Source organism: Kosakonia sp. CCTCC M2018092 (genome assembly GCF_003864115.1).
Taxonomy (GTDB): domain Bacteria; phylum Pseudomonadota; class Gammaproteobacteria; order Enterobacterales; family Enterobacteriaceae; genus Kosakonia; species Kosakonia cowanii.
This window is the reverse complement of record NZ_CP034225.1, coordinates 4479278-4502384: the sequence shown is the minus strand read 5'-3', so window position 1 is coordinate 4502384 and position 23107 is coordinate 4479278. Positions and strand designations below refer to the sequence as shown.

20 protein-coding genes and 1 riboswitch are annotated in these 23107 nt (G+C 56.3%); of the genes, 10 read left to right on the top strand and 10 right to left on the bottom strand.

Translation table 11 applies throughout. The features are described 5' to 3' along the window. Position 1 precedes the first annotated feature (1 nt). The 8 genes from nusG (at position 2) to EH164_RS21110 (ending at position 12910) form a co-directional block, all read left to right on the top strand. Positions 2-547 (top strand): transcription termination/antitermination protein NusG, encoded by a 546-nt coding sequence (nusG, locus tag EH164_RS21145; protein ID WP_006816549.1) that lies wholly within the window; start codon positions 2-4, stop codon positions 545-547. 141 nt (positions 548-688) lie between these two features. Next, a complete protein-coding gene (gene rplK / locus EH164_RS21140) occupies positions 689-1117 on the top strand; it encodes a 50S ribosomal protein L11 (RefSeq protein WP_023479393.1) in 429 nt (142 codons plus the stop codon). A gap of 3 nt (positions 1118-1120) precedes the next feature. Continuing rightward, positions 1121-1825: a 50S ribosomal protein L1 gene (gene rplA, locus EH164_RS21135; protein ID WP_023479399.1), complete on the top strand. Its 705-nt coding sequence runs from the start codon at positions 1121-1123 to the stop codon at positions 1823-1825. A gap of 298 nt (positions 1826-2123) precedes the next feature. Then, positions 2124-2621: a 50S ribosomal protein L10 gene (gene rplJ / locus EH164_RS21130; protein ID WP_007704673.1), complete on the top strand. Its 498-nt coding sequence runs from the start codon at positions 2124-2126 to the stop codon at positions 2619-2621. 66 nt (positions 2622-2687) lie between these two features. Continuing rightward, positions 2688-3056 carry a 50S ribosomal protein L7/L12 gene (rplL, locus tag EH164_RS21125; protein ID WP_023479395.1) on the top strand — a complete coding sequence of 123 codons (369 nt, stop codon included), beginning with the start codon at positions 2688-2690 and terminating at the stop codon, positions 3054-3056. 321 nt (positions 3057-3377) lie between these two features. Continuing rightward, complete coding sequence (gene rpoB / locus EH164_RS21120) at positions 3378-7406, top strand: DNA-directed RNA polymerase subunit beta (RefSeq protein ID WP_124970764.1); 4029 nt, start codon at positions 3378-3380, stop codon at positions 7404-7406. 76 nt (positions 7407-7482) lie between these two features. Beyond that, positions 7483-11706: a DNA-directed RNA polymerase subunit beta' gene (gene rpoC, locus EH164_RS21115; RefSeq protein ID WP_023479382.1), complete on the top strand. Its 4224-nt coding sequence runs from the start codon at positions 7483-7485 to the stop codon at positions 11704-11706. Positions 11707-11848: 142 nt separating this feature from the next. After that, positions 11849-12910: an alpha/beta fold hydrolase gene (locus EH164_RS21110; protein ID WP_124971650.1), complete on the top strand. Its 1062-nt coding sequence runs from the start codon at positions 11849-11851 to the stop codon at positions 12908-12910. Here the strand turns inward: EH164_RS21110 and EH164_RS21105 are convergent. From EH164_RS21105 to EH164_RS21060, 10 genes are all read right to left on the bottom strand, one after another. After that, complete coding sequence (locus EH164_RS21105) at positions 12840-13877, bottom strand: AraC family transcriptional regulator (protein ID WP_124970761.1); 1038 nt, start codon at positions 13875-13877, stop codon at positions 12840-12842. The genes EH164_RS21110 and EH164_RS21105 overlap by 71 nt on opposite strands. A 136-nt stretch (positions 13878-14013) precedes the next feature. Continuing rightward, positions 14014-14331, bottom strand: coding sequence for a PTS lactose/cellobiose transporter subunit IIA (locus EH164_RS21100; RefSeq protein WP_124970758.1), 318 nt, complete (start codon positions 14329-14331; stop codon positions 14014-14016). Between the two features lie 4 nt (positions 14332-14335). Next, positions 14336-14641 (bottom strand): PTS sugar transporter subunit IIB, encoded by a 306-nt coding sequence (locus EH164_RS21095; protein WP_023479403.1) that lies wholly within the window; start codon positions 14639-14641, stop codon positions 14336-14338. A 337-nt stretch (positions 14642-14978) separates the two neighbouring features. Further along, complete coding sequence (thiH, locus tag EH164_RS21090) at positions 14979-16133, bottom strand: 2-iminoacetate synthase ThiH (RefSeq protein WP_124970755.1); 1155 nt, start codon at positions 16131-16133, stop codon at positions 14979-14981. After that, positions 16130-16900 carry a thiazole synthase gene (gene thiG, locus EH164_RS21085; protein ID WP_124970752.1) on the bottom strand — a complete coding sequence of 257 codons (771 nt, stop codon included), beginning with the start codon at positions 16898-16900 and terminating at the stop codon, positions 16130-16132. Before thiG ends, thiH begins: the two co-directional genes overlap by 4 nt. Position 16901: 1 nt before the next feature. Further along, a complete protein-coding gene (gene thiS, locus EH164_RS21080; RefSeq protein WP_042716089.1) occupies positions 16902-17102 on the bottom strand; it encodes a sulfur carrier protein ThiS in 201 nt (66 codons plus the stop codon). Next, positions 17083-17841, bottom strand: a complete 759-nt coding sequence (locus EH164_RS21075; protein WP_124970749.1) for a HesA/MoeB/ThiF family protein — start codon at positions 17839-17841, stop codon at positions 17083-17085. Before EH164_RS21075 ends, thiS begins: the two co-directional genes overlap by 20 nt. Next, the gene (gene thiE / locus EH164_RS21070; RefSeq protein WP_124970746.1) at positions 17834-18469 is read right to left on the bottom strand and encodes a thiamine phosphate synthase; all 636 of its coding nucleotides are present in this window, start codon (positions 18467-18469) and stop codon (positions 17834-17836) included. Before thiE ends, EH164_RS21075 begins: the two co-directional genes overlap by 8 nt. Beyond that, positions 18469-20364 (bottom strand): phosphomethylpyrimidine synthase ThiC, encoded by a 1896-nt coding sequence (gene thiC, locus EH164_RS21065; protein WP_124970743.1) that lies wholly within the window; start codon positions 20362-20364, stop codon positions 18469-18471. Before thiC ends, thiE begins: the two co-directional genes overlap by 1 nt. A gap of 83 nt (positions 20365-20447) precedes the next feature. Then, positions 20448-20584: riboswitch (TPP riboswitch) on the bottom strand. Between the two features lie 53 nt (positions 20585-20637). Further along, the gene (locus tag EH164_RS21060; RefSeq protein WP_023479394.1) at positions 20638-21141 is read right to left on the bottom strand and encodes an Rsd/AlgQ family anti-sigma factor; all 504 of its coding nucleotides are present in this window, start codon (positions 21139-21141) and stop codon (positions 20638-20640) included. 79 nt (positions 21142-21220) lie between these two features. Here EH164_RS21060 and nudC point away from each other — a divergent pair, with 79 nt between their 5' ends. Further along, the gene (gene nudC, locus EH164_RS21055; protein WP_124970740.1) at positions 21221-21994 is read left to right on the top strand and encodes an NAD(+) diphosphatase; all 774 of its coding nucleotides are present in this window, start codon (positions 21221-21223) and stop codon (positions 21992-21994) included. A 39-nt stretch (positions 21995-22033) separates the two neighbouring features. Beyond that, complete coding sequence (gene hemE, locus EH164_RS21050; protein ID WP_023479397.1) at positions 22034-23098, top strand: uroporphyrinogen decarboxylase; 1065 nt, start codon at positions 22034-22036, stop codon at positions 23096-23098. The last annotated feature ends 9 nt before the right edge of the window (positions 23099-23107 follow it).

Sequence of the window (23107 nt, the reverse complement as noted above, 5' to 3'; positions counted from 1 at the left end):
GATGTCTGAAGCTCCTAAAAAGCGCTGGTACGTCGTTCAGGCGTTTTCCGGTTTTGAAGGCCGCGTAGCAACGTCGCTGCGCGAGCATATCAAATTACACAACATGGAAGAGTTGTTTGGCGAAGTTATGGTGCCGACCGAAGAAGTGGTCGAAATCCGTGGCGGCCAGCGTCGCAAAAGCGAACGCAAATTCTTCCCGGGCTACGTACTTGTCCAGATGGTAATGAACGACGCCAGCTGGCACCTGGTGCGCAGCGTTCCGCGCGTAATGGGCTTCATCGGTGGTACCTCCGATCGTCCGGCGCCGATTAGCGACAAAGAAGTGGATGCGATCATGAACCGCCTGCAGCAGGTTGGTGATAAGCCGCGTCCGAAAACGCTGTTCGAGCCGGGTGAAATGGTCCGCGTTAGCGATGGTCCGTTTGCCGACTTTAACGGTGTGGTTGAAGAGGTGGACTACGAGAAGTCCCGCCTGAAAGTTTCCGTCTCTATCTTCGGTCGTGCGACCCCGGTAGAGCTGGACTTCAGCCAGGTCGAAAAAGCCTAAATATTCGGCGATCAAACGTTGCACAGGGCGCGAAATTGACATACAATTTCGCGCCTTTTGTTTTTACGGGTTCTGAACCGGTAAAACAGTTTTAACCACGGGGAGCCTTTCGGGGCGCTATACCCAAACGAGGAAATTTCAATGGCTAAGAAAGTCCAGGCCTACGTCAAGCTGCAGGTTGCAGCTGGCATGGCAAACCCGAGCCCACCGGTTGGTCCGGCTCTGGGTCAGCAGGGTGTTAACATCATGGAATTCTGCAAAGCGTTCAACGCAAAAACAGAATCCATGGAAAAAGGTCTGCCGATTCCGGTTGTTATTACCGTTTACGCTGACCGTTCCTTCACTTTCGTTACCAAAACGCCTCCGGCAGCAGTTCTGCTGAAGAAAGCGGCTGGTATCAAGTCTGGTTCCGGCAAGCCGAACAAAGACAAAGTGGGCACCATCTCCCGCGCTCAGCTGCAGGAAATCGCTCAGACTAAAGCCGCGGACATGACCGGTGCTGACATTGAAGCGATGACTCGCTCAATCGAAGGTACTGCGCGTTCCATGGGCCTGGTAGTGGAGGATTAAGAAATGGCTAAACTGACCAAGCGTATGCGCGTGATCCGTGACAAAGTTGATGCGACCAAACAGTACGACATCAACGAAGCCATTGCTCTGCTGAAAGAGCTGGCCACTGCTAAATTCGTAGAAAGCGTAGACGTTGCCGTTAACCTCGGCATCGACGCACGTAAATCTGACCAGAACGTACGTGGTGCAACTGTACTGCCGCACGGTACTGGCCGTTCTGTTCGCGTAGCCGTATTTGCCCAGGGCCCGAACGCTGAAGCTGCTAAAGCAGCTGGCGCTGAGCTGGTAGGTATGGAAGATCTGGCTGACCAGATCAAGAAAGGCGAAATGAACTTTGACGTTGTTATTGCTTCCCCGGATGCAATGCGCGTTGTTGGCCAGCTGGGCCAGGTTCTGGGTCCGCGCGGCCTGATGCCGAACCCGAAAGTTGGTACTGTAACGCCGAACGTTGCTGAAGCGGTTAAGAACGCTAAAGCGGGTCAGGTTCGTTACCGTAACGACAAAAACGGCATCATCCACACCACCATCGGTAAAGTGGACTTTGACGCTGACAAACTGAAAGAAAACCTGGAGTCTCTGCTGGTTGCGCTGAAAAAAGCAAAACCGTCTCAGGCGAAAGGCGTGTACATCAAGAAAGTTAGCATCTCCACCACCATGGGTGCTGGTGTTGCGGTAGACCAGGCTGGTCTGAACGCAGCGGCGAACTAATATTCGCCTTTACGTGGGTGGCGGATTTGTCTACAATCTTCCCCCACGTTTTGCTCGCGTAAGCTAGCAAACAAACAGATTTGTTCGTTGGAGCCTGGCCTATCCAGGCCTCCGTCGAAGACCGCAGGTGTTTCGCAAGAGACTTAATTCCCTGCGTAGACGGTGACAGAACCTGAAGAATATTTTTTAAGTACTCTTTGGCTTGTTTCTGCTCACCGTATTAAGACGCTCTTTTCGTTGAAAAGAGTGAAGTGAGTTCCAGGGCATGAGCCCTGGCAAACATCCAGGAGCAAAGCTAATGGCTTTAAATCTTCAAGACAAACAAGCGATTGTTGCTGAAGTCAGCGAAGTAGCCAAAGGCGCGCTGTCTGCGGTTGTTGCGGATTCCCGTGGCGTTACCGTAGATAAAATGACCGAACTGCGTAAAGCAGGTCGCGAAGCCGGCGTTTACATGCGTGTTGTTCGCAACACCCTGCTGCGCCGTGTTGTTGAAGGTACTCAGTTCGAGTGCCTGAAAGACGCGTTCGTTGGTCCGACCCTGATTGCATATTCTATGGAACACCCGGGCGCTGCTGCTCGTCTGTTCAAAGATTTCGCGAAAGCGAATGCAAAATTTGAGGTCAAAGCCGCTGCCTTTGAAGGTGAGTTGATCCCGGCGTCCCAGATCGATCGCCTGGCAACCCTGCCGACCTACGAAGAAGCAATTGCACGCCTGATGGCAACCATGAAAGAAGCCTCTGCTGGCAAACTGGTTCGTACTCTGGCTGCTGTACGCGATGCGAAAGAAGCTGCTTAATCGCAGTTTTCTCTATAACGCATTCGCTTACGTATAAACTTATTCTGATATTCAGGAACAATTTAAATGTCTATCACTAAAGATCAAATCATTGAAGCAGTTTCCGCTATGTCCGTAATGGACGTTGTTGAACTGATCTCTGCAATGGAAGAAAAATTCGGTGTTTCTGCTGCTGCCGCTGTAGCTGTTGCTGCTGGCCCGGCTGCTGAAGCTGCTGAAGAGAAAACTGAATTCGACGTTATTCTGAAAGCTGTTGGCGCTAACAAAGTTGCTGTTATCAAAGCAGTACGTGGCGCAACTGGCCTGGGTCTGAAAGAAGCTAAAGACCTGGTAGAATCTGCTCCGGCCGCTCTGAAAGAAGGCGTGAGCAAAGATGACGCTGAAGCTCTGAAAAAATCTCTGGAAGAAGCTGGCGCTGAAGTTGAAGTTAAATAAGCCAACCCTTCCGGTTGCAGCCTGAGAAATCAGGCTGATGGCTGGTGACTTTTTGGTCACCAGCCTTTTTGCGCTGTAGAAGGCGCTGGTAGTGTTTCACACTGTTTGACTACCTGTTGCCTTTTCAATGCTTGTTTCTATCGACGACTTAATATACTGCGACAGTCGCTCGGCGCTGTGTAAATCGCAATGAAATGATTTAAGCGTGATAGCAACAAGCATTGCGGAAAGTGCTCCACTTTCCGGTCAAAAAAATAGTGTTGCACAAACTGTCCTTTCCCTGGGCAGATGGGTCGACTTGTCAGCGAGCTGAGGAACCCTATGGTTTACTCCTATACCGAGAAAAAACGTATTCGTAAGGATTTTGGTAAACGTCCACAAGTACTGGATGTTCCCTATCTCCTTTCTATCCAGCTTGACTCGTTCCAGAAGTTCATCGAGCAAGATCCTGAAGGCCAGTACGGGCTCGAAGCGGCATTCCGCTCCGTGTTCCCGATCAAGAGCTACAGCGGCAATTCGGAACTGCAATACGTCAGCTACCGTCTTGGCGAACCCGTATTTGACGTTAAAGAGTGTCAAATCCGTGGTGTGACGTACTCCGCCCCGCTGCGCGTAAAACTGCGTCTGGTGATCTACGAGCGCGAAGCGCCGGAAGGCACCGTAAAAGACATTAAAGAACAAGAAGTCTACATGGGCGAAATTCCGCTCATGACCGACAACGGTACCTTTGTTATCAACGGTACTGAGCGTGTTATCGTTTCTCAGCTGCACCGTAGCCCGGGCGTCTTCTTTGACAGCGACAAGGGTAAAACCCACTCTTCCGGTAAGGTGCTCTATAACGCACGTATCATTCCTTACCGTGGGTCATGGCTGGACTTTGAGTTCGATCCGAAAGACAACCTGTTCGTTCGTATCGACCGTCGTCGTAAGCTGCCGGCAACCATCATTCTGCGCGCGCTGAACTACACCACTGAACAGATCCTTGACCTGTTCTTTGAAAAAGTGGTCTTTGAGATCCGCGACAACAAGCTGCAGATGGAACTGGTACCGGAACGCCTGCGTGGCGAAACCGCCTCCTTCGATATCGAAGCCAACGGCAAAATGTATGTTCAGAAAGGCCGCCGCATCACCGCGCGCCACATTCGTCAGCTGGAAAAAGACGAAATCCAACATATCGAAGTGCCGGTTGAGTACATCGCGGGCAAAGTTGCGGCGAAAGACTACGTTGACGAATCCACTGGCGAGCTGATCTGCCCGGCTAACATGGAGCTGTCGCTCGATCTGCTGGCTAAACTGAGCCAGGCCGGTCACAAACGTATCGAAACGCTGTTCACCAACGATCTGGATCACGGCCCGTACATCTCTGAAACCGTACGCGTCGACCCAACTAACGATCGTCTGAGCGCGCTGGTAGAAATCTACCGCATGATGCGCCCGGGTGAGCCGCCGACTCGCGAAGCGGCTGAAAGCCTGTTCGAAAACCTGTTCTTCTCCGAAGACCGCTACGACCTTTCTGCGGTAGGCCGCATGAAGTTCAACCGTTCTCTGCTGCGCGACAGCATTGAAGGTTCCGGTATCCTGAGCAACGACGACATCATCGAAGTGATGAAGAAGCTCATCGGTATCCGTAACGGCATCGGTGAAGTGGATGATATCGACCACCTCGGCAACCGTCGTATCCGTTCCGTAGGCGAAATGGCGGAAAACCAATTCCGCGTTGGCCTGGTGCGTGTAGAGCGTGCGGTGAAAGAGCGTCTCTCTCTGGGCGATCTGGATACCCTGATGCCGCAGGACATGATCAACGCCAAGCCGATTTCGGCGGCGGTGAAAGAGTTCTTCGGCTCCAGCCAGCTCTCTCAGTTTATGGATCAGAACAACCCGCTGTCTGAGATTACGCACAAACGTCGTATCTCTGCACTTGGCCCGGGCGGTCTGACCCGTGAGCGCGCAGGCTTTGAAGTTCGAGACGTACACCCGACTCACTACGGTCGCGTATGTCCAATCGAAACGCCTGAAGGTCCGAACATCGGTCTGATCAACTCCCTGTCCGTCTATGCACAGACTAACGAATATGGCTTCCTCGAAACGCCGTACCGTAAAGTGACTGACGGCGTGGTGACTGACGAGATCCATTACCTCTCTGCAATTGAAGAGGGTAACTACGTTATCGCTCAGGCGAACACCAACCTGACGGAAGAAGGGCGTTTTGCAGAAGATCTGGTAACCTGCCGCAGCAAAGGCGAATCAAGCCTCTTCAGCGCAGACCAGGTTGACTACATGGACGTATCCACCCAGCAGGTGGTTTCCGTCGGTGCATCCCTGATCCCGTTCCTGGAACACGATGACGCCAACCGTGCATTGATGGGTGCGAACATGCAACGTCAGGCGGTTCCGACTCTGCGCGCTGATAAGCCGCTGGTTGGTACCGGTATGGAACGTGCTGTTGCCGTTGACTCCGGCGTAACTGCCGTTGCGAAACGTGGCGGTACCGTTCAGTACGTGGATGCTTCCCGTATCGTTATCAAAGTTAACGAAGACGAGATGTACCCGGGCGAAGCAGGTATCGACATCTACAACCTGACCAAATACACCCGTTCTAACCAGAACACCTGCATCAACCAGATGCCGTGTGTTTACCTGGGTGAGCCGATTGAGCGCGGCGACGTGCTGGCAGATGGTCCGTCCACCGACCTCGGTGAACTGGCGCTCGGTCAGAACATGCGCGTAGCGTTCATGCCGTGGAATGGTTACAACTTCGAAGACTCCATCCTCGTCTCCGAGCGTGTGGTTCAGGAAGATCGTTTCACCACTATTCACATCCAGGAACTGGCTTGTGTGTCCCGTGACACCAAACTGGGGCCGGAAGAGATCACCGCTGACATCCCGAACGTGGGTGAAGCTGCGCTCTCCAAACTGGATGAATCCGGTATCGTTTACATCGGTGCAGAAGTGACCGGCGGCGACATTCTGGTTGGTAAGGTAACGCCGAAAGGTGAAACCCAGCTGACGCCAGAAGAGAAACTGCTGCGCGCGATCTTCGGTGAGAAAGCGTCTGACGTTAAAGACTCTTCTCTGCGCGTACCAAACGGTGTTTCCGGTACGGTTATCGACGTTCAGGTCTTCACCCGCGATGGCGTGGAAAAAGACAAACGTGCGCTGGAAATCGAAGAGATGCAGCTCAAACAGGCGAAGAAAGACCTGTCTGAAGAACTGCAGATCCTCGAAGCTGGCCTGTTCAGCCGTATCCACTCCGTGCTGGTATCCGGTGGCGTTGAAGCTGAGAAGCTCGACAAACTGCCGCGCGACCGCTGGCTGGAACTCGGCCTGACCGACGAAGCGAAACAGAATCAGCTGGAACAGCTGGCTGAGCAGTACGACGAACTGAAACACGAGTTCGAGAAAAAACTCGAAGCGAAACGCCGTAAGATCACTCAGGGCGACGATCTGGCACCGGGCGTGCTGAAGATTGTTAAGGTTTATCTGGCCGTTAAACGTCAGATCCAGCCTGGTGATAAGATGGCAGGTCGTCACGGTAACAAGGGTGTTATCTCCAAGATCAACCCGATCGAAGATATGCCATACGATGAAAACGGCACGCCGGTAGACATCGTACTGAACCCGCTGGGCGTACCGTCTCGTATGAACATCGGTCAGATCCTTGAAACCCACCTGGGTATGGCTGCGAAAGGTATTGGCGACAAGATTAACGCCATGCTGAAACAGCAGCAGGAAGTCGCGAAACTGCGCGAGTTCATCCAGCGTGCATACGATCTGGGCGCTGACGTTCGTCAGAAAGTCGACCTGAGCACCTTCAGCGATGACGAAGTACTGCGTCTGGCTGAAAACCTGCGTAAAGGCATGCCGATCGCAACGCCGGTCTTCGACGGTGCGAAAGAGTCTGAAATCAAGGAACTGTTACAGCTGGGTGGCCTGCCGACTTCCGGTCAGATCACACTGTTCGACGGTCGTACCGGTGAGCAGTTCGAGCGCCAGGTTACCGTTGGCTACATGTACATGCTGAAACTGAACCACCTGGTTGATGACAAAATGCATGCGCGTTCCACCGGTTCCTACAGCCTGGTTACTCAGCAGCCGCTGGGTGGTAAGGCGCAGTTCGGTGGTCAGCGCTTCGGGGAGATGGAAGTGTGGGCGCTGGAAGCATATGGCGCGGCATACACCCTGCAGGAAATGCTCACCGTTAAGTCTGATGACGTGAATGGTCGTACCAAGATGTATAAGAACATCGTGGACGGCAACCATCAGATGGAACCGGGGATGCCAGAGTCCTTCAACGTACTGTTGAAAGAGATTCGTTCGCTGGGTATCAACATCGAGCTGGAAGACGAGTAACTCTCGCTCAAACAGGTCACTGGTGCCGGGGTAACACCCGGCACCAGATTGTGCTAACTCCGACGGGAGCAAATCCGTGAAAGACTTATTAAAGTTTCTGAAAGCGCAAACTAAAACCGAAGAGTTTGATGCGATCAAAATTGCTCTGGCTTCGCCAGACATGATCCGTTCATGGTCTTTTGGTGAAGTTAAGAAGCCAGAAACCATCAACTACCGTACGTTCAAACCTGAGCGTGACGGCCTTTTCTGTGCGCGTATTTTCGGGCCAGTAAAAGATTACGAGTGCCTGTGCGGTAAGTACAAGCGCCTGAAACACCGCGGTGTGATCTGTGAGAAGTGCGGCGTTGAAGTGACCCAGACTAAAGTGCGTCGTGAGCGCATGGGCCACATCGAACTGGCTTCCCCGACCGCGCACATTTGGTTCCTGAAATCACTGCCGTCCCGTATCGGTCTGCTGCTGGATATGCCGCTGCGTGATATCGAACGCGTTCTCTACTTCGAATCCTATGTGGTTATCGAAGGTGGGATGACCAACCTGGAACGTAACCAGATCCTGACTGAAGAGCAGTATCTGGACGCGCTGGAAGAGTTCGGTGACGAATTCGACGCGAAGATGGGCGCCGAAGCGATCCAGGCCCTGCTGAAAAGCATGGATCTGGAGCAAGAGTGCGAACAGCTGCGTGAAGAGCTGAACGAAACCAACTCCGAAACCAAACGTAAGAAGCTGACCAAGCGTATCAAGCTGCTGGAAGCCTTCGTACAGTCTGGTAACAAGCCGGAGTGGATGATCCTGACCGTTCTGCCAGTGCTGCCGCCGGACCTGCGTCCGCTGGTTCCGCTGGACGGTGGTCGTTTCGCAACGTCGGATCTGAACGATCTGTACCGTCGCGTGATCAACCGTAACAACCGTCTGAAACGTCTGCTGGATCTGGCGGCACCGGACATCATCGTACGCAACGAAAAACGTATGCTGCAGGAAGCGGTCGACGCCCTGCTGGATAACGGCCGTCGCGGTCGTGCGATCACCGGTTCCAACAAGCGTCCGCTGAAATCTTTGGCCGATATGATCAAAGGTAAGCAGGGTCGTTTCCGTCAGAACCTGCTCGGTAAGCGTGTTGACTACTCCGGTCGTTCTGTAATCACCGTAGGTCCATACCTGCGTCTGCATCAGTGCGGTCTGCCGAAGAAAATGGCGCTGGAGCTGTTTAAACCGTTCATTTACGGCAAGCTGGAACTGCGTGGCCTCGCCACCACCATCAAAGCCGCGAAGAAAATGGTTGAGCGCGAAGAAGCTGTCGTTTGGGATATCCTGGACGAAGTTATCCGCGAACACCCGGTACTGCTGAACCGTGCACCAACACTGCACCGTCTGGGTATCCAGGCCTTTGAACCGGTACTGATCGAAGGTAAAGCGATCCAGCTGCACCCGCTGGTTTGTGCGGCATATAACGCCGACTTCGATGGTGACCAGATGGCTGTTCACGTACCGCTGACGCTGGAAGCCCAGCTGGAAGCGCGTGCGCTGATGATGTCTACCAACAACATCCTGTCTCCGGCGAACGGCGAACCAATCATCGTTCCGTCTCAGGACGTTGTACTGGGTCTGTACTACATGACCCGTGACTGTGTTAACGCCAAAGGCGAAGGCATGGTGCTGACTGGCCCGAAAGAAGCTGAGCGTATTTACCGCGCTGGCCTGGCCTCTCTGCATGCGCGCGTTAAAGTGCGTATCACCGAATATGAAAAAGATGCTAACGGCGAGTTCGTTGCGACCACCAGCCTGAAAGACACGACCGTTGGCCGTGCCATTCTGTGGATGATCGTACCGAAAGGTCTGCCTTTCTCCATCGTCAACCAGGCGCTGGGCAAGAAAGCGATCTCCAAAATGCTGAACACCTGTTACCGCATTCTGGGTCTGAAGCCGACCGTTATCTTCGCTGACCAGACGATGTACACCGGCTTTGCTTATGCAGCGCGTTCAGGTGCATCCGTTGGTATCGATGACATGGTCATCCCGGAGAAGAAACACGAGATCATCTCCGAAGCGGAAGCTGAAGTTGCCGAGATCCAGGAGCAGTTCCAGTCTGGTCTGGTCACCGCGGGCGAACGCTATAACAAAGTTATCGATATTTGGGCCGCGGCGAACGATCGCGTATCCAAAGCGATGATGGATAACCTGCAGACTGAAACCGTTATTAACCGTGACGGCGTTGAAGAGCAGCAGGTTTCCTTTAACAGCATCTACATGATGGCCGACTCCGGTGCGCGTGGTTCTGCAGCCCAGATTCGTCAGCTTGCTGGTATGCGTGGTCTGATGGCGAAGCCGGATGGCTCCATCATCGAAACGCCGATCACCGCGAACTTCCGTGAAGGTCTGAACGTACTCCAGTACTTCATCTCCACGCACGGTGCGCGTAAAGGTCTGGCGGATACCGCACTGAAAACCGCGAACTCCGGTTACCTGACCCGTCGTCTGGTTGACGTGGCACAGGATCTGGTTGTAACTGAAGACGATTGTGGAACCCTCGAAGGGATCACCATGACGCCGGTTATCGAAGGTGGCGACGTTAAAGAGCCGCTGCGCGATCGCGTTCTGGGTCGTGTGACCGCTGAAGACATTCTGAAGCCGGGCACCGCAGACATTCTGGTTCCGCGCAACACGCTGCTGCACGAACAGTGGTGTGACCTGCTGGAAGCGAACTCTGTCGACTCCGTGAAAGTGCGTTCCGTTGTATCCTGTGACACCGACTTTGGTGTGTGCGCCCACTGCTATGGTCGTGACCTGGCGCGTGGCCACATCATCAACAAAGGTGAAGCAATCGGCGTTATCGCAGCACAGTCCATCGGTGAGCCGGGTACACAGCTGACGATGCGTACGTTCCACATCGGTGGTGCGGCATCGCGTGCGGCTGCTGAATCCAGCATCCAGGTGAAAAACAAAGGTAGCATCCGTCTGAGCAATGCGAAGTCGGTTGTTAACTCCAGCGGTAAGCTGGTGGTTACCTCCCGTAACACTGAGCTGAAACTGATCGACGAATTCGGTCGTACCAAAGAGAGCTATAAAGTGCCTTACGGTGCGGTGATGGCGAAGGGTGATGGCGAGCAGGTTGCCGGCGGCGAAACCGTTGCAAACTGGGATCCGCACACCATGCCGGTAATCACCGAAGTGGCTGGTTTCATCCGCTTCACCGACATGATCGATGGTCAGACGATTACCCGTCAGACCGACGAACTGACCGGTCTCTCTTCGCTGGTGGTTCTGGACTCTGCAGAGCGTACCGCTGGCGGTAAAGACCTGCGTCCGGCACTGAAAATCGTTGATGCCAATGGTAACGACGTACTGATCCCAGGCACCGATATGCCTGCCCAGTACTTCCTGCCGGGTAAAGCGATTGTTCAGCTGGAAGATGGCGTACAGATCAGCTCCGGTGACACCCTGGCACGTATTCCGCAGGAATCCGGCGGTACCAAGGATATTACCGGTGGTCTGCCGCGCGTTGCGGATCTGTTCGAAGCACGTCGTCCGAAAGAGCCGGCAATCCTGGCTGAAATCAGCGGTATTATTTCCTTCGGTAAAGAGACCAAAGGGAAACGCCGTCTGGTGATCACGCCGGTTGACGGTAGCGATCCGTACGAAGAGATGATCCCGAAATGGCGTCAGCTCAACGTGTTTGAAGGTGAACGTGTAGAACGTGGTGACGTGGTTTCCGACGGTCCGGAAGCACCGCACGACATTCTGCGTCTTCGTGGCGTACACGCGGTAACGCGTTATATCACCAACGAAGTACAGGACGTTTACCGTCTGCAGGGCGTTAAGATCAACGATAAGCACATCGAAGTTATCGTTCGTCAGATGCTGCGTAAAGCCACCATTGTGAACGCGGGCAGCTCCGAGTTCCTGGAAGGCGAGCAGGTTGAATACTCTCGCGTCAAGATTGCTAACCGCGATCTCGAATCGAACGGCAAAATCAGTGCAACCTATGCACGCGATCTGCTGGGTATCACCAAAGCGTCTCTGGCGACCGAGTCCTTCATCTCCGCGGCATCGTTCCAGGAGACAACTCGTGTGCTTACCGAAGCAGCTGTTGCGGGCAAACGCGACGAACTGCGCGGTCTGAAAGAGAACGTTATCGTGGGTCGTCTGATCCCGGCCGGTACCGGTTATGCGTACCACCAGGATCGTATGCGCCGTCGCGCCGCTGGCGAACTGCCGGCAGCACCGCAGGTCACTGCGGAAGACGCGTCCGCGAGCCTTGCAGAACTGCTGAACGCAGGTCTGGGTGGTTCCGACAACGAGTAATCGTTTCTCGTCCTAAAAACCCGCTTCGGCGGGTTTTTTTATGCCCGAAATCCGCTAAACCGGTCCTCGATCGTGTTTCAGGACGCCCGCCGCACAAGGGACGGGCACACTCAGCGTTCTGTTAACCCATCAGGAACGCATGATGTCCTTACGCACACTCATTCTCTGTTTTACGCTCCTTCTGAGCGGCATAACCCATGCCGACACCGCCTTTCGCCAGCTGCATCTGCAAGAGGATAAAGCCCGCCCGCTTGATGTCGCCGTCTGGTATCCCACAGCACAAACCGGCACCCCGGAAACGGTGGGCGACAACCCGGTTTTTGTCGGCACACCGGCTTTGCGTAACGCACAGCCCGCAACCGGCAAGCATCCATTATTGCTGCTCTCACACGGGTATGGCGGCAACTGGCGCAACCTGAACTGGCTGGCGCAACGCATGGCGGCGCAGGGGTATATCGTCGCCGCGCCCGATCATCCGGGCACCACCACCCGCAATAAAGCGCAGCAGGATGCCTGGCAGCTCTGGCAACGCCCGCGCGATCTGCGCCGCGTAATGAATGACCTGATTGGCGATCCTGCTATTGCTGGCCAGGTGGACACCCGGCGCATCGCCGCGATCGGCCACTCGCTGGGGGGCTGGACGGTAATGGAGCTGGCAGGCGCGCGCTTCGACGCAGAGCGTTTCCAGACGGATTGTAAAAGCCATCCCGCGCTGGCGGGCTGTAAGCTGATCCCGACCCTCGGCATCAATCGTCCTGAGGCATCCGCGCCGTTGATGGAGAGCCAGCGCGAGCCGCTGATCAAAGCCGTTGTTTCGCTGGATTTGGGGCTGGCACGCGGTTTCACTCCGGAGAGCCTCGCGCAACTCGATTTGCCGGTGCTGATCCTCTCCGCGCAGGCCGATAGCGACGAGTTACCTGCCCGGCTGGAGTCCGGCTATCTGCAACACTACATTCCGGCAGCGAAGCAGCAGGCACAAAGCGTTACGGGCGCAACCCACTTTAGTTTTATGCAGCTCTGCAAGCCCGGCGCGAAGGCGTTGATTGAGGCGCAGGATCCCGGCGAAGGAATTGTGTGTGACGATGGCGGTTCGCTAAGCCGGGCTGACATTCATCAGCGGCTAAGCGACACGATCACGGCTTTTCTGCAACAGGCGCTGGATTACCCGCCGCGCGGCGAAACTCCGTCGGGCTCACGCCGCTGATACGCACAAACTCGCGGTTGAAGTTGGATTTGGTGGCAAAGCCAGCATCAAGCATGATGCTGGTGACGGGCGCGTCGGTGGTGAGCAGCAGGTGTTGGGCATAGTGAATGCGAAAGCCGTTAATCCACTGTGAGACATTGCAGCCGCGCACCGCATTAACAGCCCGTGAAATCTGGCGCGCCGGGATCACCCATTTTCGCGCCAGCAGATCGAGCGTCAGGTCGCTATTGAGAAACAGCTGCTGTTCGGTAAGACGCGCCTCCAGCTTTTCGCAGAGGGTAACCAGATCGCTATCTACCTCCACGCTTTGTACGTCGGCTGGCGGTATGAGCGGTGTTTCATCAGCGGCGGGGATTTTCTTGCCGCTGTAGAGAATGGCGAGGCAGATAAACGGCAGCAGTATCGCCTGCGAGAGGGCGACGAGGCGCGGTGCCTGCAAGCCGTCATACCAGGCGAAGTCGAGCATAATCGCCACATCGGTCAGGCCGCTAAAGCAGAGAAACGCCCCAGCAAGAAAGGCCATCACCGAGGTGCTGCGCGCATCCGTTAACCGTGTCAGCACAAAGGCATCCGCGCCGCGATAAGCGGTCCAAATTAGTGCGCCGCCGTAACCGATGTAGAGCAGCATCAGAACAAAGTCGGTAGCCATGGGAGCAATCAGGTTCAGCACCAGCGCAATGACAGGCGGCAGCAGCGAGGCAATACGTTCAGAAGTGCGGCTTTGATCGGTGACGCGGGCAAAACAGCGCCACGCCAGCGGCGGCAGCGCAATCGCCAGCATCGACTGTAGTTGTCGCAAAATTAGCGCATCAAATTGCCAGCGCAGCGCCGTCATCAGCACCAGCAGCGCGCAGCCGGTGATAAAGGTGGCGAGGGGGCGGTAGCCGGAGGGGCGTTGCAGCCAGACCTTTGCCAGCAGCATCAGCAGCAGGGAGAGGGTATAAAACGGAACGGGAATGGCGGGCATCAGGCACCTGCGGTGGTGATTACGATCGGCGAATGCCATGTTGTGCCATAAAACGACGCGGAATACACCTCACCGTTTTGGCAGCAATAAAAAACGCCCGGTAAAGCGGGCGTCTATGCGTATGGTGAGGCGAATATTAACCGCGCGGCGGAAGCCTGCGGTAGATCTCAATCAGGTCGTCGGCCAGGTCCTGGATGACCATCGCGTTCATCAGGTGATCCTGTGAGTGAACGGTAATCAGGTTGACCGGCAGTTTACCGGTGCCTTCGTCCAGACCGATTAGCTGGGTCTGGATCTTATGCGCCGCTTTAACAAATTCGCGTGACTCCTCCATCGCTTTTTCCGCGTCGTCGAAATCGCCTTTGCGCGCCATCTGCAGCGCGGTCAGTGCCTGGCTGCGCGCCGCACCGGCGTTGACCAGCAGTTCCATAATGATGGTTTCTAACTCTTCCACGCGCTTACTCCAGCAGCTTAAGGGCTTTTTCCAGTACGACATCGCCTTTCATCATGCCGTAATCCATCATATCGATCACCGCCACCTTCTTGCCCAGCGGCTCGGCCTGCGCCTGCAGTTTTGCCTGCTCATACTTCACCTGCGGCCCCAGCAACACGATATCTGCCGTTGCAATCTCATCTTTAAAGTCCGCAACAGGAACCGCTTTGATAGTGACCTCGACGCCTTTCTTTTGCGCCGCGTCTTTCATTCGTTGCACCAACATGCTGGTGGACATACCTGCTGCACAGCATAAAACGATGTTTTTCATAGTCAGCCTCGGTGTTGATGGGATAATTGATAATTATCCGTCGGCGTTGACTTCAACAACCGCTTTACGGTGATTGTGTGTCTGGCATCACAAAGAAAGGGCAGCGAATGTGAAACCGGTTACAACCTGACATTACTTCGTTTCACTCCTTGCATGACCGCCGTTGGTCGCGTTGTTTTCCAGCGCCATAAGCAGCGTACGTGCCGAAGGGGGGGCGGAGCGGGAGAGGGGAACGGCGCCCGCTCCGGTCAGTGTACGCTGACGAAGCAAGGTTGCCGTAGCGGGCGCTTTCGTGCCAGCGCCCGAATTTCACTTTACGTAACAGGCCGCAAGAAAATTAACCGCTTATCAGCGTATTACTCTTTTTTTGCGGCACACGTCCCAGCCAGCTATCCCAGTCTTTCCACACCGGTTGCAGCCCGCGGGCGATGAGCGCATCAGCGACCACCTGCGGGCGACGTCCATCATGGGGCGAGAACTGCTCCAGCTCCGGATGATCGTCGGCATAGCCGCCGGGCTGTGTTTTAGAAAACGCACTGACATTGTTGATGGCGAGGGGAATAACATGATCGCGAAAGTGTGGTGACTCGCGCGTCGACAACGACAGCTCGGTATCCGGTGCCAGCAGGCGAAAGGCGCAAATGGTCTGCACCAGTTGTTTCTCGTCCATGATTGACGCCGGTTCGATCCCGCCCGCGCAGGGGCGCAGGCGAGGAAACGACACGGAGTAGCGGCTCTGCCAGTAGTGCTGCTGTAACCAGAGCAGATGTTCCGCCACCATATAGCAGTCGACGCGCCAGCTATCGGATAACCCCATCAACGCGCCAAGGCCGATCTTATCGATCCCCGCACGGCCAAGGCGATCCGGCGTCTCCAGCCGCCAGAAAAAGTCCTGCTTCTTGCCGCGCAGATGATGCCGGGCATACTGCGCCTCATGGTAGGTCTCCTGGTAGACCATTACGCCATCCAGCCCAAGCCCTTTTAGCTCACGATACTCCTCTTCAGAAAGCGGCTGCACTTCCATCTGTAATGAGGCGAACTGGCGGCGAATAGCGGGGAAATGGCGGCGAAAATAGTCCATACCCACTTTTCCCTGATGCTCGCCGGTGACCAGAAGGAGATGCTCAAACCCCAGATCACGCAGGGCAGCGCACTCGCGGGCGATCTCCTCCTCATCCAGCGTTTTGCGTTTCAAATGGTTGCTCATCGAGAACCCGCAATAGGTGCAGTCATTGGCGCAGAGATTCGACAGATAGAGCGGGACATAAAAACTGACGGTGTTGCCAAAGCGCTGGCGGGTCAGGCGCTGCGCTTTCTGCGCCAGCGGTTCCAGCAACTCGCTAGCCGCCGGGGAGAGCAGGGCCATCATATCGTCGCGGGTCACTTGCCGGGCGTTAAGCGCGCGCTCGACGTCGGCGGTGGTCTTGCTGTGAATACGCAGGCGGATATCATCCCAGTTCAGTTGCCGCCAGCGGTCGGTAAAGGTGTTCATTGCAGCGTCTCCAGAAAGCCGGTCAGCGGGCTGGTGGCCGCGGCGTAATGTTGGCGAGCGCCCGGTACGGCGCGGCGCGCCAGCGCCCCGGCTTCCACCGCCAGGCGAAACGCGCGCGCCATGGCGACCGGATCGTCCGCGACGGCGATGGCGGTATTGACCAGCACAGCATCCGCGCCCATCTCCAGCGCCAGTGCGGCGTGGCTTGGCGCACCGATGCCGGCATCTACTACCACCGGAACATTGGCCTGCTCAATGATGATCTCCAGCATGGCGCGGGTCTCCAGCCCCTGGTTAGAGCCAATCGGCGCGCCGAGCGGCATTACTGCTGCGCACCCCACCTCTTCCAGCCGTTTGCATAACACCGGATCTGCGCCGCAGTAGGGCAGCACCACAAACCCGCTCTGCACCAGCTTCTCTGCCGCGCGCAGGGTTTCGATAGGGTCCGGCAGCAGCCAGCGCGCATCGGGGTGGATCTCCAGCTTCAGCCAGTGTGTGCCCAGCGCTTCCCGCGCGAGCTGGGCGGCAAAGATCGCCTCTTCGGCATTTTTCGCACCGGAGGTGTTCGGCAACAGCGTGACGCCTGCGTCAATCAGCGGCTGCAAAATGGCGTCATTGCGCTGGCGTAAATCGACGCGCTTCATCGCCAGCGTCACCAGCTCGCTGCCCGCAGCCTGAATCGACTCCACCATCAGCTGCGGCGTGGCGAATTTTCCCGTGCCGGTAAAGAGGCGTGAGGAAAAGGTTTTATCTGCAATACGTAACATCTCAACCCCCTGCGATAACCTGAAACAGCAGGATGCGATCGCCATCCTGCAACTGTTGTTCTTCCCAGCGCTCGCGCGGCAGAATCGCCTCGTTTAGCGCCAGCGCGACGCCCGGCTTTAACTGTTCAAGCTCCTTAAGCAGGTCGGCAACACTTAGCGTTTGTGCGCAGGTCATCGGTTCATCATTGAAGCGAATCTGCATGATGCCCTCCGCAGACCGGGCAGGCGCTGGCGCGCTGCAATGCGAGGGTGCGCCACAGGTTGGTGCGGGCGTCAAACAGCCGCAGCTCCCCCTGCGCCGCCTGCATACCGGTTAACAGCTTGATCGCTTCCAGCGCCTGCATCGCTCCCATAATGCCGACCACCGGGCCGACAATGCCCGCCGTGCGGCAGTTGCGTTCCGGCTCGCGCTCGTCGGGCCACAAACAGCGGTAGCAGCCCTGCTCCCAGGGCGGGGTGAGCACCAGCAACTGGCCGCCAAAGGCGACGGCGCTGGCGGAAACCAGCGGCGTATTACGCGCCACGCAGGCGGCGTTAATCGCCTGGCGGGTCTGCATGTTATCGCTGCAATCAAGCACCACATCGGCGCGCGAGACCTCTTCAAGCAGCGCGTCGCCGCTGAGCCGCTGTGAGAGAGAGACCAGTTCAATCTCCGGGTTGAGCTGATGCAGCCGCTCTGCTATCACCGTGGCTTTTGGCTGGTTGATATCGCGCGAGGTAAAGAGGATCTGCCGTTGCAGGTTGCTCAGGTGCACGGCGTCATCATCCGCCAGCACCAGCATGCCGACACCCGCGCCCGCCAGGTAGGCGGCGGCCGGTGCGCCAAGACCGCCAAGGCCGACAATCAATACCCGGCCATCGAGCAGCTTCTGCTGCCCGGCGATGGCGATCTCCTCCAGCAAGATCTGGCGGCTGTAGCGCATAAAGTCGTGGTCATTCATCGCCCACCCCCGCGAGATCCAGCAGCTGCCGCGTGGCCTGCGACCACTCATCCGCCTGGGTAATGGCGCTCACCACGGCAATGCTGCCGACGCCCGTTGCCAGCACCTCGGGCGCGCGCGAAAGGCTGATACCGCCAATTGCCACCGTCGGATAGTCGCCGAGCCGCGCAACGTGGCGCGTAAGCGTTGCCAGCCCCTGCGGAGCGGAAGGCATCTGCTTGGTCTGGGTCGGGAAAACATGCCCAAGGGCGATATAGGAGGGGCGCGCCGCCAGCGCGACGTCAATCTCCATATCGTCATGGGTTGAGAGGCCGAGCCGCAGCCCGGCCTGGCGAATAGCGCCTAAGTCGGTAGTAGCAAGGTCTTCCTGACCGAGATGCACGCCGTAGGCCTGATGTTTGATCGCCAGCCGCCAGTAATCATTGATAAACAGCCGCGCGTTGTAGCGGCGCGCCAGGGCAATCGCGGCCATCACGTCCGCTTCCACCTCTTCATCGCGTTTATCTTTGATGCGCAGTTGCAGGGTGCGCACACCTGCATCCAGCAGGCGGGCGATCCACTCCACGCTATCAACGACCGGGTAGAGCCCGAGGCGAAAGGGTACCGGCGGGAAATCAGGCTGGTACATTATGCCTCCTCCTGTTTCAGATAGATCTCCCCGCCGCGGGCGCGGAAGTCGCTGGCTTTATCCGCCATGCCCGCATCGATGGTCTGCGCGGCGGCATAGTCACGCACCTCCTGCGAAATTTTCATCGAGCAGAATTTCGGCCCGCACATCGAGCAGAAGTGCGCCACTTTGCCGGACTCCTGCGGCAGGGTTTCATCGTGATAGGCGCGGGCGGTAAAGGGGTCGAGGGCGAGGTTAAACTGATCTTCCCAGCGGAACTCAAATCGCGCTTTCGACATCGCATTATCGCGGATCTGCGCGCCAGGGTGGCCTTTGGCCAGATCCGCAGCGTGGGCGGCGATTTTGTAGGTAATCAGCCCCTGTTTGACATCCTCTTTGTTCGGCAAGCCGAGGTGCTCTTTCGGCGTGACGTAACAGAGCATCGCGCAGCCAAACCAGCCAATCATCGCCGCACCGATACCGGAGGTGAAGTGGTCATAACCCGGCGCAATATCGGTGGTGAGTGGCCCAAGGGTGTAGAAGGGCGCTTCGTGGCAGCTCTCCAGCTCTTCGGTCATATTGCGGCGGATCATCTGCATTGGCACGTGACCGGGGCCTTCAATCATCACCTGCACGTCATACTCCCAGGCGATTTTGGTCAGTTCACCCAGCGTATGCAGCTCGGCAAATTGCGCTTCGTCATTGGCATCCTGAATTGATCCCGGGCGCAGGCCATCGCCGAGTGATAAAGAGACATCGTAAGCCGCGCAAATCTCGCAGATCTCGCGGAAATGGGTGTAGAGGAAGTTCTCCTCGTGATGGGAGAGACACCATTTCGCCATGATCGAGCCGCCGCGCGAGACAATGCCCGTCAGGCGTTGCGCGGTCATTGGCACATAGCGCAGCAGCACACCGGCGTGGATGGTGAAGTAGTCGACTCCCTGTTCCGCCTGCTCCAGCAGGGTGTCGCGGAGTACCGACCAGCTGAGATCTTCGGCGATCCCGTTGACTTTCTCCAGCGCCTGGTAGATCGGGACAGTGCCGATCGGCACCGGGCTGTTGCGCAGGATCCACTCGCGGGTTTCATGAATATAGCGACCGGTAGAGAGATCCATCACCGTATCCGCGCCCCAGCGGGTAGACCACACCAGCTTCTCAACCTCCTCTTCAATCGATGAGGTGACGGCAGAGTTACCGATATTGGCATTTACTTTCACCAGGAAGTTGCGGCCAATGATCATCGGCTCTGATTCAGGGTGGTTGATGTTGGCGGGAATAATGGCCCGGCCCGCCGCCACTTCAGCGCGGACAAACTCCGGCGTAATGTTCTCCGGCAGCCGCGCGCCAAACCCTTCTCCAGGGTGCTGGCGACGCAATACTTCACTGCGAATGCGCTCACGCCCCATGTTTTCGCGCAGGGCGATAAATTCCATTTCGGGGGTAATGATGCCCAAACGGGCATAGTGCAGCTGCGTCACGCATTTACCCGCTTTGGCGCGGCGCGGCGTCAGCAGACCGTTAAAACGCAGCGCATCAAGGCCGTCATCCGCCAGGCGTTGGTTGGTATAAGCCGAGCTGCGATGATCCAGCTCTTCGCTGTCATCGCGGGCGGCAATCCACGCCGCGCGCAGCTTCGCCAGCCCCTGCTGCACATCAATGGCGATCGCCGGATCGCCATACGGGCCGGAGGTGTCATACACCGGCACCGCTTCGTTCTTTTCGTACTGCGGGTCGGTTTTAGAGCCGCCGACAAGCGTCGGGCTGAGCTGGATTTCACGCATTGGCACGCGAATATCGGGCTGTGAGCCGGTGAGGTAGATGCGGCGGGAGTTGGGGAAAGCGGTGCCTTCCAGCGTATCGATAAAGTGTTGCGCCTGGGCGCGTTGTTCACGGCGTGAATATTGAGTAGTAGACATAGCTCATTCCAGTGTCAAAGGAGATGGCTTGTCAGACGACGGATGGAGTAATGGCAGCAAACCGCCCGTAAGGGTGGTGTTGTGGATGGATTACTCTTGTTCCCTTCGCAGGTATTAGCCTGATCAGGTTCCGCGGATCCCGAATTAACGGTCTCAGCCTTTTTACACGTCAGCTTTCAGAAAGCGTTGGTGTAAAAGAGTGGCACTCCGACAAGAAAAACCCCCGCCCGAAGCGGGGGACTGTTTTTAAACTACGCGTTAATGCTTAAGAACTCAAGCCGGGCGCGCCATCCCGGTTTCATCATTGGCGCTTTCGCTGAGGTGGTTATCGAACGCCAGCGTGATCAGCTGATCTTCCAGCGTAAAACGCGCCGCCAGCGCTTCACCGATGTCTGAGAGAGCCTGCTGGAACTCCATGCAGTTGTCATCATCGATGGACTGTTCGAGGCTGGAATCATAATGTTTCATGATTTCAACGGTATTGGCTTCAAGCTGCGGATAGAGCTGAGTCGCTGCTAAAAGTGGGCTGGCGCCTTCCATTTCATTGATGATGCGTTCATAAATAGTGAAATGACCGGCGGAAAGGTATTCAACCAGGTTATGGCAAAAATCATCCAGCGCTTTTTCGTTAAGCTGCATGTACGACCCTTTGCCCGGCTTGATTCCCACCAGATTGTAATAGGAGATAAGCAACTGCTTACGTTCGTTGAGCCAGAAATCGATAAGCTTGTTACTTCCCCCCAGTCGTTCTGTCAGGCTTTCTAACTGGTTCAGCATAAATGACTCCGCAAAATGTAAGATTAAAAATGATGTAATAATAATGTTAATAACATGCCAGTGAAGCTAAGGTCGCGCAATGGTACAAACTCTTGAAGCTCATCACCGTGGCTGGTGGATAGTCAGCCATGAACAAAAATTATGGTTGCCCGCTGGAGAATTACCACATGGAGAGGCAGGAAATTTCGATCTTGTGGGTCAACCCGCGCAAATTATCGGCGAATGGCAGGGAGAGAGCGTCTGGCTTGTTCGCCAGCAGCGCTCCAGCGAGATGGGATCGGTACGTTTACTGATCGATCAGGATACCGCGCTGTTCCAGTTAGCCGGGCGCGGCGTGCAGCTGGCCGAGTTTTACCGATCGCATAAGTTTTGCGGCTACTGTGGGCACACCATGCACCCCAGCAAAACCGAATGGGCGATGCTCTGCGACCACTGCCGGGAACGCTACTATCCACAAATTGCTCCCTGCATCATTGTCGCTATTCGCCGCGATGACAGCCTGCTACTTGCCCAGCATACGCGTCATCGTAATGGTGTGTATACCGTGCTGGCCGGATTTGTTGAAGTCGGCGAGACGCTGGAGCAGGCGGTAGCGCGCGAGGTGATGGAGGAGAGCGGGATTAAAATCAAGAACCTGCGTTATGTTACCTCTCAGCCGTGGCCCTTCCCGCAATCATTAATGACTGCCTTTATGGCCGAGTATGAGAGCGGTGATATCGTCATTGATACCAAAGAGCTGATCGATGCCGGCTGGTATCGCTATGACGACCTACCGCTGCTTCCGCCGCCGGGTACCGTCGCGCGCCGCCTGATCGAGGATACCGTGGCGATGTGTCGGGCAGAGAGCGAATAAGGTGTATATACTGGCGGCCTGACGCTTGAGGAACTGACAATGACCGAACTGAAAAACGATCGTTACCTGCGCGCGCTTCAGCGCCAGCCAGTAGATATGACGCCGGTATGGATGATGCGCCAGGCAGGCCGCTATTTGCCGGAATATAAGGCGACCCGTGCGCAAGCTGGCGACTTTATGTCGCTGTGCCGCAATGCGGAGCTGGCCTGTGAAGTGACGATGCAGCCCCTGCGCCGCTACAAGCTGGATGCGGCGATCCTCTTCTCCGATATCCTGACGGTGCCGGACGCGATGGGGCTGGGGCTCTATTTCGAAGCCGGTGAAGGGCCGCGTTTTAGCCATCCCATCACCTGTAAAGCGGATGTGGACAAGCTGCCCGTACCGGACCCGGAAGATGAGCTGGGATACGTGATGAACGCCGTGCGCACCATTCGCCGTGAACTGAAAGGCGAAGTGCCGCTGATTGGTTTCTCCGGCAGCCCGTGGACGCTGGCGACCTACATGATTGAAGGCGGCAGCAGCAAAGCGTTCACTAAAATCAAAAAGATGATGTACGCCGAGCCGCTGGTGCTGCATGCGCTGCTGGATAAGCTGGCGCAGAGCGTGACGTCTTATCTCAACGCGCAGATCCGCGCGGGCGCGCAGTCGGTGATGATTTTCGACACCTGGGGCGGCGTGCTGACCGGGCGCGACTACCAGCAGTTTTCTCTCTACTACATGCATAAAATCGTCGATGGCCTGCTGCGTGAAAACGAGGGGCGTCGCGTACCGGTGACCCTGTTTACCAAAGGCGGCGGCCAGTGGCTGGAAGCGATGGCGGCGACCGGCTGCGATGCGCTCGGCCTCGACTGGACCACCGATATTGGCGATGCGCGCCGTCGCGTTGGCGACAAAGTAGCGCTGCAGGGCAACATGGATCCCTCCATGCTTTATGCGCCGCCTGCACGCATTGAGGAAGAAGTGTCTACAATTCTCTCTGGCTTTGGCAAAGGCGAAGGCCATGTATTTAACCTCGGTCACGGCATTCACCAGGATGTCCCGCCGGAACATGCAGGAGTATTTGTCGAGGCGGTTCACCGTCTGTCGGCCCCCTGGCATCAATAAGGAGTGAGT

Bases quoted from the DNA above. Each gene is read 5' to 3' on its own strand.
- nusG (WP_006816549.1), top strand. From the start codon at position 2: ATGTCTGAAGCTCCTAAAAAGCGCTGGTACGTCGTTCAGGCGTTTTCC.
- rplK (WP_023479393.1), top strand. From the start codon at position 689: ATGGCTAAGAAAGTCCAGGCCTACGTCAAGCTGCAGGTTGCAGCTGGC.
- rplA (WP_023479399.1), top strand. From the start codon at position 1,121: ATGGCTAAACTGACCAAGCGTATGCGCGTGATCCGTGACAAAGTTGAT.
- rplJ (WP_007704673.1), top strand. From the start codon at position 2,124: ATGGCTTTAAATCTTCAAGACAAACAAGCGATTGTTGCTGAAGTCAGC.
- rplL (WP_023479395.1), top strand. From the start codon at position 2,688: ATGTCTATCACTAAAGATCAAATCATTGAAGCAGTTTCCGCTATGTCC.
- rpoB (WP_124970764.1), top strand. From the start codon at position 3,378: ATGGTTTACTCCTATACCGAGAAAAAACGTATTCGTAAGGATTTTGGT.
- EH164_RS21110 (WP_124971650.1), top strand. From the start codon at position 11,849: ATGTCCTTACGCACACTCATTCTCTGTTTTACGCTCCTTCTGAGCGGC.
- EH164_RS21105 (WP_124970761.1), bottom strand. From the start codon at position 13,877: ATGCCCGCCATTCCCGTTCCGTTTTATACCCTCTCCCTGCTGCTGATG.
- EH164_RS21095 (WP_023479403.1), bottom strand. From the start codon at position 14,641: ATGAAAAACATCGTTTTATGCTGTGCAGCAGGTATGTCCACCAGCATG.
- thiH (WP_124970755.1), bottom strand. From the start codon at position 16,133: ATGAACACCTTTACCGACCGCTGGCGGCAACTGAACTGGGATGATATC.
- thiG (WP_124970752.1), bottom strand. From the start codon at position 16,900: ATGTTACGTATTGCAGATAAAACCTTTTCCTCACGCCTCTTTACCGGC.
- thiS (WP_042716089.1), bottom strand. From the start codon at position 17,102: ATGCAGATTCGCTTCAATGATGAACCGATGACCTGCGCACAAACGCTA.
- EH164_RS21075 (WP_124970749.1), bottom strand. From the start codon at position 17,841: ATGAATGACCACGACTTTATGCGCTACAGCCGCCAGATCTTGCTGGAG.
- thiE (WP_124970746.1), bottom strand. From the start codon at position 18,469: ATGTACCAGCCTGATTTCCCGCCGGTACCCTTTCGCCTCGGGCTCTAC.
- thiC (WP_124970743.1), bottom strand. From the start codon at position 20,364: ATGTCTACTACTCAATATTCACGCCGTGAACAACGCGCCCAGGCGCAA.
- EH164_RS21060 (WP_023479394.1), bottom strand. From the start codon at position 21,141: ATGCTGAACCAGTTAGAAAGCCTGACAGAACGACTGGGGGGAAGTAAC.
- nudC (WP_124970740.1), top strand. From the start codon at position 21,221: ATGGTACAAACTCTTGAAGCTCATCACCGTGGCTGGTGGATAGTCAGC.
- hemE (WP_023479397.1), top strand. From the start codon at position 22,034: ATGACCGAACTGAAAAACGATCGTTACCTGCGCGCGCTTCAGCGCCAG.